Origin of the sequence: Chryseobacterium sp. 22532, assembly GCF_052044665.1 — a bacterium.
Classification (GTDB): Bacteria; Bacteroidota; Bacteroidia; order Flavobacteriales; family Weeksellaceae; genus Chryseobacterium; species Chryseobacterium lathyri.
In genome coordinates this window covers 109897-124133 of record NZ_JBQENJ010000004.1, presented here as the reverse complement: position 1 = coordinate 124133, position 14237 = coordinate 109897, and the positions used below count along the sequence as shown (strand labels likewise).

Sequence of the window (14237 nt, the reverse complement as noted above, 5' to 3'; positions counted from 1 at the left end):
ATAAATATTAATGGTTCAGCATATGATGAGCATAATGAATTCCCAATCCATAAGAACCCCCATATTTTTTCATTAAATCAGTCACAGGAATATAGGTTTCCTGACGTGCCCAATCTCTCTGAAGCTCTAAAATATACTGGATGGAGGTCATTGGTTTTACTCCTGCATGAATCATTCTCTGAATTGCTCTTTCGTGGGCTTCATCACTTACATCACCACAGGCATCAGTAATAACATACACATCATAGTTTTCTTCAAGAGCAGACAAAGCAGGCCCTACGATGCATACACCGGTCCATAATCCTGCGAAAACCAACTTCTGTTTCTGAGTGGCTACAATTGCTTTATAAGCTGCTTCATCTTCCCATGTATTCATTGTTGTTCTGTCAATGTATCCTGAAGTTGCCATAGGATATGCTTCTTCGATTTCAGGAAATACCGGACCTGAAAAGCTTTCTTCGGCTACCGTTGTTACAATTGTCGGTACATTAAATATTTTGGACGCTCCGCAGACTACAGCGACATTATTACGCAGTTCATTCATTGAGATGCTTTTCGTAGCGAATGCCATTTGACCTTCAAAATCGATCAATACAAGCGTATGATTATCCGGAGAAAGTAATTTGGTTGATGGTTTCATAAAATTTATTTGTTTGTTATTATATATTTATTCGGGTTAAGCGGAATAAGTTTTGACCGTACTTATTGTTTCAAAAACTTAATGAATTCTGCATTAAACTTATCTTTTTCTTCCAGGAATGAAGCATGTCCGCTTTTGTCAAAAGGAACCAATTGAGATCCTGAAATAGCTTTATGCATTTGTTCCGCCAATGCAAAAGACACGATTTTGTCTTCTTTCGCGTGGAGAATTAAAGTGGGGATTTTAATTTTTGGAAGATCGCCGCGCAGATCTTCATCTCTTAAAGCAATTAGTGCCTGTTCCATTGCATATGGGGACGACTGCATTTCGATACTGCCCAGCCAGGCTCCAATTCCGGGAGAAACAGAAGTCGGGGAATACACAAATTTTTCACCGATGGCTGCCAATAATGCAGGTCTGTCTGTATTGTTTAATTCAACCCACTTCGAGATGTCTTCTTTAGTAAAAAACGGATAAGGATAATCAGCCTTTTTAGTATGGCAGGGAGCTGCCGCTGAAAACAAGGCCAATTTGCTTACATGGGCACTTTTATATTTTGCCACATAATGCAGGGCAATCGCACCACCCATGGAATGTCCGCCCAGGGTAGCATCCTTGATGTCTAATTGATCAAGAACGGCTTTGATATCGGCTGCAAATTGATCATAATTGTATTTTCCATAAGGTTTATCGGACTGTCCGAAACCTCTCAGGGTAATTCCGATTACCCGGTAACCTTCTTTTACCAGAGCATGGTATTGATACTCCCATGAAGCGTCACTCAAAGGATAGCCGTGGATCAAAATAACCGGTTTTCCTTTGCCCAGATCGGTAACATGCAGTTTTACATTGGGCTCAACTTCGATATATTCAGCTCTTGCTGTAGCTGTTTTTTCAGTGCTTTTTTCCGATTTATCTTTCGTGTTGCACGAAACTAATAATGTGGTTAATACAATAACCGCACTGATCATTGGTTTAATTTTCATGATATAAAGTATTTAGAGATGTATTTAAAAAATCACATCTGACGAATAAGTATTGTGATGATTGATAGAGATTTCTTCAAATCCGCTACTCCACGTTCAAGAGATGATACCCTTGTGAAAAATGAGGCAGAGGATTTGAAAAAAACATCAGCTATTAACTGTTGTAATAGGTTGTAATTTATCGCTTCAATAAGTATTTATGCTGACCTTCCAGTACAAGTTCTGATTTCTGGTTGTATACCGTTACTTTGGTCGTCACAATCCCTTTATCTCCCTGCGGACTCAAATCCGTAATCGTGAGCGAAGAATATAAGGTATCTCCGGAATGAACCTCCTTCAGGAAATTACATGAAAGTTCCAAAAAGCTGATGAAAACCTTCCCGAAATAATGCGGCAGCAAGGTTGCCCCCGGCGCAGTAAAGGCCAAAACCTGTAAACCATGAACTACTGGTGCCTCATGCCCCTGTCTTTTGGCATATTCTGCATCATAATGTATAGGATGGTTATCACATGATACGGTTTGAAAAGCTGAAGCATGAGCATCTGTCAATGTTCTGCTTGGAGCTCTGAATACCTCGCCTACTGCCAGTTCATCGAAACTGCGAGCCGGTACAATTGAAAAATCTTCAGGATTAAATGCTGGTTGTTTTGTATTTGAATTTTCCATAAAAACTTTCTGAATTAGAATAAATTACTATTTCACACCCAATAAAAAGCTTACTTTTTTATAAATGCCAGTATATCATTATTAATGGTTTCTGCTTCCGTAGTTGGCATTCCATGGGGAAATCCCAGATAAGTAATCAATGTGCCGTTTTTCAGTAATTTGGCAGATTTTACACCCGCATTCTGATAAGGCACAATCTGGTCATCTTCTCCGTGTAACACTAAAACAGGAATTTCAACAGACTTTAAATCTTCCGTAAAATCGGTTTCTGAAAATGCTTTTACACATTCATAATGGGCAAGGATACTTCCCATCATCCCCTGTCTCCACCAATTTCTCTGCACCCCTTCTTTTATCACAGCACCTTCTCTGTTGTATCCGTAAAAAGGAATCGTCAAATCGATATAAAACTGCTGTCTGTTGGTAAGAGTTTGGTTTCTGATGTCGTCGAAAACTTCCATGGGAACCCCATCAGGATTATTTTCACTTTTTACCATCACAGGTGGAACAGCACTGATTAAAACCGCTTTGGCAACTCTGTCTTTACCATATTTGTTTACGTAACGGATCACCTCACCTCCCCCGGTTGAGTGTCCTACGTGGATCGCATCTTTTAAATCCAGATATTCTGTCAGTTCAGCAACATCGGCAGCATAAGTTTCCATCTCGTGTCCGGTAGTAGTCTGACCTGAACGTCCGTGCCCTCTTCTGTCGAAGGCGATTACCCGATATCCTTTTTGCAGGAAAAACATGATCTGGGCATCCCAGTCATCAGATGACAAAGGCCATCCATGATGAAACACAACAGGCTGTCCTGTTCCAAAATCTTTGTAAAAAATTTCTGTTCCGTCTTTTAATTTTAGTGTACTCATTGTTGTAGATTATTTGATTGATAATTAAATTCATAAAAATTAATTACAAGAAGCGCACTAGAAATATAAAACCCTGTAATTCAAATATTTAAAAACATGCCAAATAAAAATAAACTACGATATATCGTAGTTTTATGAGACTGTTATTTAAATATCAGAAAAAATCAGGATCAGTAAATACGTAATTTAATATCCATAAAGCCAATGTGCATAAATATTTTTCACTGGAAATAAAAATCATTACGGAACTAAATTTAAAAATTTAGTTCCGTAATGATTTCCTTGGCTATAGCGCTTAAAGCTATCTTTTTTGAATTATTTAGCCAGATAGGTCATCCCTCCATCAACAAGAAGTTCAGCCCCAAGCATGAATGAAGAATCATCAGAGGCCAGGAATACTGCGGTTTTACCAATGTCAGATGGCTGGCCTATTCTGCCTGTTGGCATTACACTTGCAAAGTGTGTTTTTACACCTTCGATTTGTTCTGCAGGAACAAACTTTTCAAATGCAGGTGTATCTGTTGTACCCGGTGTTATTACATTTGCTCTGATCTTTCTTTCTAAAAGATCGTTTGAAAATCCTTTTGCAAAAAAGATTACGGCTGCTTTTGCAGCACCATAAAGCGTAAAATTCGCATATGCCCGATGTGCAGCATTTGACCCGATCAAAATAATAGAACTACCATCATTCATATAAGGCAATGCTTTTTGAACAGTAAAGTAAACACTTTTCAGGTTCAGATCAATTGTTTTGTCAAAGTCGGTTTCACTTAAATTTGCCACAGTTCCTACGGTTCCAGCACCCGCATTGACTACAACCACATCTATTTTACCAAATTTTTCTGCAGTTGCTGCAAACACTCTTTCCAGGTCGGCAATATTAGTTACGTCGGCATTGATGCCTATAAAATTATCGCCAAGCTTAGCCACAGCATTATTTAAAGTGTCATGATTTCTGCCTACAATAGCACCAACAGCTCCTTCATTTTTAAATGCTTCTGCAATACCAAACCCGATACCGCTATTGCCACCTGTAATCACGGCAACCTTATTTTTTAATTTATCCATTATTTCTTTTATTTAATGTTTGAGCAACAAAGGTAGATCAATCAAGTTATTTTTAGTAACTTTGTACTTAAAAATAACAGTAACACAGAGGTAACACAGTAACATTGTAACGTATCAGATTAAAGATTTTCAACAGGAAAACAAGAAAAAAGGTTCGGTCTAAGTTTAATGGGATACGAAGGAAGGTATAGTTTTCTCCGCACCTGAAAAAACTGAGAACAGAATATTGAAAAAGACATCCGGACAGTATTAATACCTCAATGAAAGGGGATAAAAAAATCTGTATTGCATTAAACAACAGGAATTTCGACTTTTCATTTAAACAAAAGTAAATTTCAGCTTTGTACAGATAAATAATAAATAACATTAACATACAGTATAACTAATTAATAAATGAAGTGTGCAATAACAGAATTCCAGCAGGAACAAAAGAAAAGAATGAGATCCGTTCAGGATGCCATGGATGCGTTGAGCGGAAAATGGAAGATCGCTATTATCTCGTCGATCTGCTGTTACGGTAAAAGAAGATTTTCAGACATTCTGAATGATGTTGAAGGTGTTTCCAACAGAATGCTGAGCAAAGAATTGAAAGAACTGGAACTCAACCAGCTGGTCAAAAGAACAGTTTTACCTACACAACCTATAACAGTTGAATATGAATTGACAGAACACGGCAATACGCTGCAAAGGATTATCAGCGAACTTTCAGATTGGGGAATTGTACATCGGAATAAAATTATCGGAAAATAATGTTCGTTACTTGTTATTTTCCAAGTAGCGTATCAAAATATAGATAAAGGAGCCATAATGTGAACACAAAATTTGTACTCAGCCAAATCTGTTGACACTTATGATCAACAGGCATTTTGACTAAAACAAAGTGCAATCAGGCTAAATTGCTTCCTACATTACTGCATAAATTTGCTTTAAGAATTAAACAATAAAAAGATGAGAACAGCAATTTTTATACTGACAAGCATGATGTTTTCCATGATGGTATTTGGCCAGCAACATCAGCCCCGGACTTTTTTATTTGTTCCGGGTGCCTGGGATGGCGGTTGGGATTATGCTAAGGTAGATTCTATCTTAGGCAAAAAAGGAGATATTGTCTATCGTCCCACTTTAACAGGTCTGGGAGAGAGAGTTCATCTATCGAATGCAAACATAAATCTTACAACTTACGTTACAGATATCGTAAATGTGATCAGGTTCGAAAACCTGCATAACGTTATCCTTGTTGGCCACAGTTATGGAGGAATGGTTATCTCCGGGGTAGCAGAACAGGTCCCCGACCGTATCAGCAACCTGATTTATCTGGATGCTATGGTTCCTAACGATGGCGAAAGCGCCAAAGATGTCTGTGGGGATCTATGGGATAAAGTGATGGTTCCGTTTATAAAGGATACTGTTATGCTTTATCCATTCGGTCCAGCAAAAAATATTTATCCCACCGATGTCCCCCAGCCATTAAAAACTTTTACTGAACCTTTGAAGATAAGGAATCCATTGGTGAAAAATATCCCGGCTGTTTATATCTCAATGACAAAAAATGGCAAACCTGCGAATGAAAAAATGGGGTACAGCAGAGCAAAAGCAAGGAACTGGAAAATTTATAACCTGGAAGGTGGTCATTACGCTATGCGTGAACAGCCCGAAAACCTCGTGAAAAAACTTGAAGAGGTTCTACAGGATCAAAATCGTTAAATTATGGAAAACAATCTGCCCCTCAGGATCGAAACGGTCAGTAAATATCATAAGGTGATGGGACTTCCCAATCCTGAGCATCCCCTGATCAGTGTTATAGATTATAGTGCCATTATAATGCCTTGTATGGCGAATGTCAGTCTGATCTTTGATTTTTATACTGTGTTACTTGACCGGGATTTCAGAGGCAGGATGAAATACGGACAGCAGCAAAGTGATTTTGAGCAGGGTGTTCTGTTTATGATGTCTCCAAACCAAGTGTTTGAAATTGATGTAGAAGAAATAACAAACCGTTCAGGGCTATTATTGCTTATCCATCCTGATCTATTGTGGAACACATCTTTATCAAAAAGGATAAGGGAATATGAATTTTTTGATTATTCTATTAATGAAGCATTATTTCTTTCAGACAAAGAAGAGGAGTCTATTGTTAGGATATTTCAGGATATTGCAATCGAATATCAGCACAAAATCGATAAGTTCAGCCAGACAGTCATTATTGCTCAATTAGAGCTGCTTCTAACCTATACGGATAGGTTTTATCAGCGTCAGTTTATCACACGTCAGAAGAGCAATCATCAAATTTTAAGCCGTCTGGAAGATCTGCTTTCGAGCTATTTTAACAGTGATAACTTAGTGATAGAGGGTATTCCAACTGTACAGTACGTTGCTGGGGAACTTAATATTTCACCGAAATATTTAAGCAGTTTGCTGCGCGTGCTGACGGGACGAAATACTCAGCAGCATATCCATGACAAATTGATTGAAAAAGCCAAAGAAAAACTATCTACTACAAATTTGACGGTAAGTGAAATTGCGTATGAACTGGGTTTTGAACATTTGCAGTCATTCAGTAAATTATTTAAGGCCAAGACAAAAGTTTCGCCTCTGAATTTCAGGCAGTCGTTTAGCTAAATACCTGCCCTCTTTCAGGTTATTTGGATCGCATTCCACCGTTAGAGGATCGGGCCATCTTATAATTTTGCTTTTAAGACTCTTAAAAACATATCTTTCTTCAACAAATAAATAATTTGACAAAAGTTTAAAGATATGTGCAAAAATTGCATTCAAAATGATCATCTTCATTGACCAATTAATTTAATAACTATTTATACAATTATTTTTCCAATGGACTCATACTCGATTAAAAATATCATCACATTTCGTGAACTAAAATGGAATTATACCGAGGACTTTTTATTTCTGACCGATATACCTGAGTCTTTTGAACCATTTATCCTGACACCTGATTATTTCTCATATGGAATCATTAATAAAGGGCAACTTGTTGTGGAACTTGATGGAGAATTACTTCATATAGATAATAAGAAGCGTTCTTTTTTCATATATCGCCCTCATCAGAATCTCAAGATCGTTGAAATTTCTCCTGGTACACAAGGTGCTTTTGTCCTGTTTAATAAAAAATTTATCCAAACCCTTGATAATCATTTTTTATCCATAACAGAAAAAACTTTTCTTGAACGCCGTTTCGGGACATATTATAGTTTAAAGTCTAAAGATTTCAATCGCTTACAAGATCTCTTTTCAAAGATCTTTGATCTCCTTTCCTTTATAAATTCGGAACTGTGGGAGCAAACGGCTAAGAACTTGATGTTAGTTCTTATCAGTGAGACCGATCTGGTCATAAGTAAATATAGACCTTCATCCAAACAATTCACTTTTAATAGAAGTCATCATCTTGTAGAAAGCTTTATGCGGTTGGTCAGTGAAAACTATCTGCATGAACAAAATCTTGACTATTATGCATTTCAGCTTAATATCACTGTAAATTATCTGCATAAGATCGTGCAAAACTCTCTGAACATTACTCCCAGCAAAATAATACAAAATGCAATATTAGACCAGTCTATCCTATTACTTAAGAATTCTGATAATAACATTGGCGAAATTGCAGAAAAATTATCATTCAAAGATATTTACTCATTCAGTAAGTTCTTTAAAAAAAATATGAATGTTTCTCCAAAAAAGTATCGAAATCAACTGGCAGCAGAATTACAATAGTAGAGAATTAGGTAAATAATGTAAAGATTTGGACATTTCAAATCCTGTTGATTTTTATGTTGATATGAAAGCATGATCGAATTTTAGAACGGACCATGGTGTTATGCATATCAATATTTTTATTAATCAAATGAAATCAATATGAAAAGATTAAATGGCAAAGTGGCCATCATTACAGGTGGCTCACAGGGCATGGGAGAATCCCATGTAAGAACCTTCGTAGCTGAAGGTGCGAAAGTGATCTTTACTGACCTTAATGAAGAGAAAGGCCAAAAGATCGCAAATGAATTAGGAGAGAATGCTGTTTTTGTAAAACAAGATGTTACCAGTGTAGAGGACTGGAAAAAAGTAATATCAGAGGCGGAAAGTAGATTTGGACCGGTCAATGTCCTGGTAAACAATGCAGGAATACTTGGACCCATAAAAACGATAACCGAAATTTCTGAGGAAGAATATCAGAAAGTTGTTGACATCAATCAAAATGGTGTCTTTTACGGAATGAAATATACAATCCCATCAATGCAGAAAGCTGGTATAGGTTCCATTATCAATATTTCATCAATAGCAGGGATCATTGCAATTCCAGGCTATCCCAGCTTAGCATATATGGGAAGTAAGTTTGCTGTACGTGGAATGACCAAAGCTGCTGCAGTTGAGTATGGGAAGGAAAATATCCGCGCCAACTCAGTACATCCTGGCTACATAAAGACACCAATGATGGTAGAAGCTACAGACGAAGATGGCAGTGGCGCTGCCGATGCTATTCCATTGGGAAGGATGGCGGATGCAAAAGAGGTAAGCGACCTTGTTATATTCCTCGCTTCCGACGAATCTTCTTTTCTTACTGGTACAGAACAGATTATTGATGGCGGAATGAGTATCCAATAGAATAAATATTTATAATCATTAAAAAAGGATTAAAATAATTAATCCTTTTTTTTCAATTTAAGACTTCGATATTCCAATGGCGTTTGTCCTGTTCTGGCTTTAAAGTATCTCCCGAAAAAAGAGGCATTGGAAAAATGAAACTCATCAGCAACTTGTGCAAAAGTTAGGTTTGAGCTTTTCAACATTCCTTTAACTGCCATTAACACGATTTCATCAATCCATTCTCCTGCAGTTCTTCACTTGTGTCCTTCAACCCATGAAAAGTCTTCTTCCCATCACAAAATGTCCCAGGAAACAATTAATGAATTGTATACCGACAGTGCAGGATAATTTTTAATCATAATTATTTTAGATTGCGATAAAGAAAGAGATTTTAATATTGATGCTCTTTCTTCAACTAATATTTCTCTAACATTATGAAAAAATATGCTTTAATACTTTTCGCATTAATCATGTCAATTCCCGTTTCGGCGCAATACAAACCTTGGACTTCCTCAGAACAACCTTTACAGGAAATCAAGACATTAAAAAAACAAATTGTAAAGCCCAACTTCAGAAAACAAGACTATATAATTACCGATTTTGGGGCCATTGGCGATGGAAAGACAAAAAATACGGAAGCCTTTAAAAAAGCCATCGAAAAATGCAATGCAGAAGGCGGAGGAAGGGTTGTCGTTCCAAAAGGAATCTTTTTGACAGGGGCTATTTATTTAAAAAGCAATGTGGATTTACATGTTAGTGAACATGCAACGATCTTATTCAGTCATGACAGTAATGATTATCCTATTGTTTTCACAAGATGGGAAGGAATGGAATGCATGAATTATTCATCGTTGATCTATGCTTACGAAGAAGAAAATATTGCTATAACCGGAAAAGGAACACTGGACGGAAACTCTGACAACGACCATTGGTGGTTTTGGTGTGGTGCAAAAAAATATGGCTGGAACGAATCCCGTCCGGGAAGACAAAATCCTGCCCGTGCAAAACTGCATGAATACATGGCTCAAAAGAAAAATCCGAGAGAAAGAATATTTGGTGACGGATATTATCTGAGACCTAATTTCGTTCAGCCTTATAAGAGTAAAAATTTCTATATGGCGGATGTTTTGGTGAAAAATTCTCCAATGTGGAACCTTAATCCCGTATTGTGTGAAAATGTTTTGATTGAAAGAGTAAAAGTAATCAGTCATGGTCCTAATAATGATGGTTTCGATCCTGAAGCGTGTAAAAATGTGTGGATCAAAGATTCATATTTTGATACGGGAGATGATTGTATTGCCATAAAATCCGGAAGAGATGAAGACGGAAGAGGCATCGGGAAACCAGCGGAAAACCACATCATCGAAAACTGTGAAATGAAAGATGGACACGGCGGTGTAGTGATCGGAAGCGAAATTGCAGGCGGAGCAAAAAATATTTATGCCATAGGAAATGTGATGGACAGTAAAAATCTTGACAGGGCACTTCGCATTAAAACCAGTTCAAGCCGCGGCGGAATTATTGAAAATGTATTCTTCTACAATACAAAAGTAGGCGCTTATAAAGAAGCTGCGGTGCGTTTCAATATGCATTATGAAAAACCGGGCAACTTCATCCCTACTATCAGAAACATCTGGGTAGAAAACCTGACCGTAAAAAAAGGCGGAAAATATGCCATTCTTTCTGATGCCTACGAATCTTCTCCGGTAACAGATTTTACCATGATTAATGCTAAAATTAACGGTGTTGAAATTCCTTATAATGTTGATTTTTTAAAGAATGTCACCCTGAAAAATGTCACTGTTAACGGAAAGCCATTAACTGATTTAAAAAAATAAAATGCAAAAAACATCCATTTTAGCAGGCTTTATTATTTTGTCTGCATTCTCACATTCTTTCGCTCAATCCAGACATTGGCAGAAAAATGAGAGGGAGCTGCATTACAAAGAAGACAAAGGGGATTTTTTGTTGGTTAACGGGAAATACCGTTTTAACCGTGCTTTGTATGGCAACAACCTTGCTTCAAGAGTGGAAGCCGGAGATTTGCCGGAATTTGCATTGTATCTTCCCGGAATGGGCGGCAATCTTCAGTTTGTTATTCAGAAAGGAAATTCATTTAAAAAATTAATTCTGGCCGATAGCATTGAAACCCGTTATCGTCCTGGCCTGATGCTTTATACCATTAAAGATCAGATTCTTGGAAATGGAAATTTAAAACTGGTGGTTTTAGCACAATCTAAAGAAGAAGGCTTGATTTTAAAAATGGAAATGGAGAATGTTGATCCTGCATCAAAGATCTACGCTGTTTATGGTGGAGCAAGCGGAAAAACATTCAGCAGAAATGGCGACATCGGTGCAGACCCGGAATCAGGTTTTTATTTGCTTCCGGAATATTGTGAAGGTAATCAGTTTCAAATCAATAAAAATCAATTTGAGCTTACTTATTTAAACAAGAAAAAAGAAAATCAGTATATTAATGGAAGTTTCTCAAGCACCAATTCATTACAATTGGCCGATGCAAAAACATTGGAAAAACTATCCGATTTTACACAATATAAAGCAGAAAAATCTCCAATAATTTACGCAACGTATTCAACACAAAAAAATCCTGTTTATATTCAAATAAAAAAAGGAAAAGCAGAGAAAAATCTTTCAGATGAACAGCTAACAAGTATTTTTGACGAAGCCGAAAAATCCCGATTATCATTAATCAACCGTGTTCAGTTAAAAACGCCGGATCCGGATTTAAATAATTTCGGAGCAACTCTTGCCATCGCCGCAGACGGCGTTTGGGAAAGCCCTACGTTTCTTCATGGCGCCGTTGCCTGGAGAATGAGGCTAAATGCCTGGCGAGGAGCTTATGCAGCTGATGTTCTCAGTTGGCACGACCGTGCAAAAGAACACTTTGAAAGCTATTCCAATTCTCAGGTTTTAAAACCCGATTCTGCCCCCGTTGAGATGGATACGCTTTTGCATCTGGCAAGGCACAAAGAAAAAATGGGAACTTCGGTGTTCTCAAGCGGATATATTTCCAGAAATCCCAATGACAATTCAAAACCGCATCATTATGATATGAATCTGGTTTTCTTTGATCAGATGTTTTCTCATTTCAACTACACAGGAGATGTGGATTTTTTGAAAAAAATGTGGCCAACAATGGTCCGTCATATGGATTGGGAAAAACGGAATTTCAAACGGGACGGCCTTTATGATGCATATGCTGCAATTTGGGCAAGTGATGCTTTGCAGTATTCAGGTGGAAAAGTGACCCACACTTCTGCCTATAATTACAGAGCCAACCGTGAAATGGCAAAACTGGCGAAAATTATTGGCGAAGATTCCACTCCTTACGAAAAAGAAGCTGAAACCATTTTTAAAGCCATGAAAAACCAGCTTTGGATTAAAAGTAAAGGTTATTTTGCTGAATATAAAGATGCGCTGGGTAATCAAATTCTTCACGACAAGCCTGGAATATGGTCAATTTATCATGTTTCGGATGCTTATATTTTAAATGAATTTGAAGATTATCAAAACACGCAATACATCAACAATCACATTCCGAAGATTCCCGTAACAGTAAAAGGTGAAATTAATAAAAATTATTACACACTTTCCACCACCAACTGGCAGCCTTATGATTGGTCGATCAACAATGTGGCGTTGGCCGAGAATTTACAAACTGCTTTAGCGTATTGGCAGGCAGGAAGAAATGATGATGCCTATCGACTTTGGAAAGGCAACCTAGTCGAAAGTATGTATTATGGAATCAGTCCGGGGAATTTTGAGCAATTATCTCACTATGATGCCTTTCGTGGAGAATTGTACCGTGATTTTGCCGATCCGATTGGTGTAGCTGCGAGAACTTTAACAGAAGGACTTTTCGGAATTTATCCAAAATTACTAGAAAATAAGATCAACATAAAACCAGGATTTCCCAAAGGCTGGAATTTTGCAGAACTGAAACTTCCGGATTGGGAATTTAAGTTTAACAGAAACTCTAAAAAAACAAATTATTGGCTTAAGTCAAATTATGTAAACCCGGTTTCGCTTGATGTACTGATTCCTGTGAATCATACCAAAATAAAATCGGTGACAGTAAATGGTAAAAAAGCAGATTGGAGGATACAGCCCAATTCTATTTTACAGCCTTTTGTAAAGTTAGAAACAGAAAAAGGAAAAGAATTCAACATTGAAATTACATATTCAGGAGAAGAATTAAAAACTGAAAAGACAGATTACATCAATTATATCTCTGAAAATCTCCAGCTCCATTTAGATTCAAAAAAGAAGATTCAACAAATCTACGATCCGCAGGAATTAATTAAAAAACGAAACGGCAATCAATTTAATTTGGTGAAAGAAGAAAGAAAAGGAACTTTTTTCGTTCAATTGGAACAAAATGGAAAGCAATGGTGGCAACCTGTGAATGTCGATATTCAATATCCTTTAGAAATAAAATGGGTGAATAAAAAACTGCAAATTCAGTCTAAATCATCCAATACAATCAATGGAAAATTGAATATTGATAATTTAAATACAACTTTTTCAATTCAAAAAAATCAAAATACATCAATTGAAATTCCAACAAATAATCTAAGCAAGGGAACCAACTTCATTCAGCTTCAATACAATGGAATCAAACAAAATGTAGAAATAACAGATTGGGAAATCGAAAATAAAGGAGAGTTCAGTCCTGTTTCATTAGCCTTAAAATATAATGAAAGAGTAACCGAAATTTTTAATCAGAAATATCTTTCACCACGGCCCAATGTCCCTACCCTGCAGCTTCCATGGCAAGGAATCGGAAACTGGTGCTATCCGCTGACCACCACTCAAATTGATGACAGCGGACTGATGAAAAAACGAAAAGACGGAAAGCTTGAGTTCTTAGGAATTCCTTTTTTAATTAATAACGAAGAGAAAAATATTGTCTTTACAAGTCAATGGGATAATTTTCCGGAATCGGTTGAAATCCCTGTTACAGGAAAAGGACGAAAAGTCTATTTTCTGATGGCTGGTTCAACCAACCCGATGCAGTCACAAATTACCAACGGAACGGTTACGGTTCAATATTCAGACGGTTCGAGTACAGAATTAGAACTAAAAAACCCCGTGAACTGGTGGCCTATCGAGCAGGATTTGTTTGACGATAATTTTGCTTTTGAAATTCCGGATGATAAAATTCCGTACCGGGTTCAGCTGAAAACCGGGGAATTGTACAAAGGAGGAAGTTTAACAAAGTATTCGGAAATTAAAGGAATGAGCAGTCGGTCTGTTGAAGGAGGTGCCGCAACCATTCTGGATCTGCCGATTGACCCAAACAGAGAATTAAAATCAATAAAATTAACAGCAGTGAGCAACGATGTCGTTATCGGATTGATGAGTGCCACTATTCTTAAATAAAAAAA

General features: G+C 37.1%; 12 protein-coding genes and 1 pseudogene. 7 read left to right on the top strand and 6 right to left on the bottom strand.

Going from position 1 to position 14237, the window contains the following annotated elements:
* Positions 1–7: 7 nt before the first annotated feature.
* The 5 genes from ACTJIV_RS11945 to ACTJIV_RS11925 all read right to left on the bottom strand — a co-directional run bounded on the left by ACTJIV_RS11945 (position 8) and on the right by ACTJIV_RS11925 (position 4233).
* Positions 8–640, bottom strand: a complete 633-nt coding sequence (locus ACTJIV_RS11945) for a hydrolase (protein WP_111960315.1) — start codon at positions 638–640, stop codon at positions 8–10.
* Positions 641–702: 62 nt separating this feature from the next.
* Positions 703–1626: an alpha/beta fold hydrolase gene (locus tag ACTJIV_RS11940; protein WP_440627696.1), complete on the bottom strand. Its 924-nt coding sequence runs from the start codon at positions 1624–1626 to the stop codon at positions 703–705.
* A 178-nt stretch (positions 1627–1804) separates the two neighbouring features.
* Positions 1805–2293: a MaoC family dehydratase gene (locus tag ACTJIV_RS11935; protein WP_223559781.1), complete on the bottom strand. Its 489-nt coding sequence runs from the start codon at positions 2291–2293 to the stop codon at positions 1805–1807.
* 50 nt (positions 2294–2343) lie between these two features.
* Positions 2344–3165 carry an alpha/beta fold hydrolase gene (locus ACTJIV_RS11930; protein ID WP_440627693.1) on the bottom strand — a complete coding sequence of 274 codons (822 nt, stop codon included), beginning with the start codon at positions 3163–3165 and terminating at the stop codon, positions 2344–2346.
* Between the two features lie 315 nt (positions 3166–3480).
* Complete coding sequence (locus ACTJIV_RS11925) at positions 3481–4233, bottom strand: SDR family NAD(P)-dependent oxidoreductase (protein ID WP_440627691.1); 753 nt, start codon at positions 4231–4233, stop codon at positions 3481–3483.
* 393 nt (positions 4234–4626) lie between these two features.
* Between ACTJIV_RS11925 and ACTJIV_RS11920 the strand changes: the two genes are divergently transcribed.
* The 5 genes from ACTJIV_RS11920 (at position 4627) to ACTJIV_RS11900 (ending at position 8847) form a co-directional block, all read left to right on the top strand.
* Positions 4627–4983 carry a winged helix-turn-helix transcriptional regulator gene (locus ACTJIV_RS11920; RefSeq protein ID WP_336379265.1) on the top strand — a complete coding sequence of 119 codons (357 nt, stop codon included), beginning with the start codon at positions 4627–4629 and terminating at the stop codon, positions 4981–4983.
* A gap of 198 nt (positions 4984–5181) precedes the next feature.
* A complete protein-coding gene (locus tag ACTJIV_RS11915; protein ID WP_440627689.1) occupies positions 5182–5937 on the top strand; it encodes an alpha/beta fold hydrolase in 756 nt (251 codons plus the stop codon).
* A gap of 3 nt (positions 5938–5940) precedes the next feature.
* The gene (locus tag ACTJIV_RS11910) at positions 5941–6852 is read left to right on the top strand and encodes a helix-turn-helix domain-containing protein (RefSeq protein WP_440627687.1); all 912 of its coding nucleotides are present in this window, start codon (positions 5941–5943) and stop codon (positions 6850–6852) included.
* A 213-nt stretch (positions 6853–7065) separates the two neighbouring features.
* Positions 7066–7959: a helix-turn-helix domain-containing protein gene (locus ACTJIV_RS11905; protein WP_223559787.1), complete on the top strand. Its 894-nt coding sequence runs from the start codon at positions 7066–7068 to the stop codon at positions 7957–7959.
* A gap of 141 nt (positions 7960–8100) precedes the next feature.
* Complete coding sequence (locus ACTJIV_RS11900) at positions 8101–8847, top strand: glucose 1-dehydrogenase (RefSeq protein WP_111960299.1); 747 nt, start codon at positions 8101–8103, stop codon at positions 8845–8847.
* A gap of 38 nt (positions 8848–8885) precedes the next feature.
* Here ACTJIV_RS11900 and ACTJIV_RS11895 read toward each other — a convergent pair.
* A pseudogene (locus ACTJIV_RS11895) lies at positions 8886–9068 on the bottom strand (helix-turn-helix domain-containing protein); the annotation flags it as partial.
* A 231-nt stretch (positions 9069–9299) separates the two neighbouring features.
* Here ACTJIV_RS11895 and ACTJIV_RS11890 point away from each other — a divergent pair.
* Together ACTJIV_RS11890 and ACTJIV_RS11885 are read left to right on the top strand one after the other, a co-directional pair.
* Positions 9300–10667 (top strand): glycoside hydrolase family 28 protein, encoded by a 1368-nt coding sequence (locus ACTJIV_RS11890; protein ID WP_440627685.1) that lies wholly within the window; start codon positions 9300–9302, stop codon positions 10665–10667.
* A gap of 1 nt (position 10668) precedes the next feature.
* Entirely contained in the window at positions 10669–14232 is a 3564-nt protein-coding gene (locus tag ACTJIV_RS11885) for a DUF4450 domain-containing protein (protein ID WP_440627683.1), read from the top strand.
* The last annotated feature ends 5 nt before the right edge of the window (positions 14233–14237 follow it).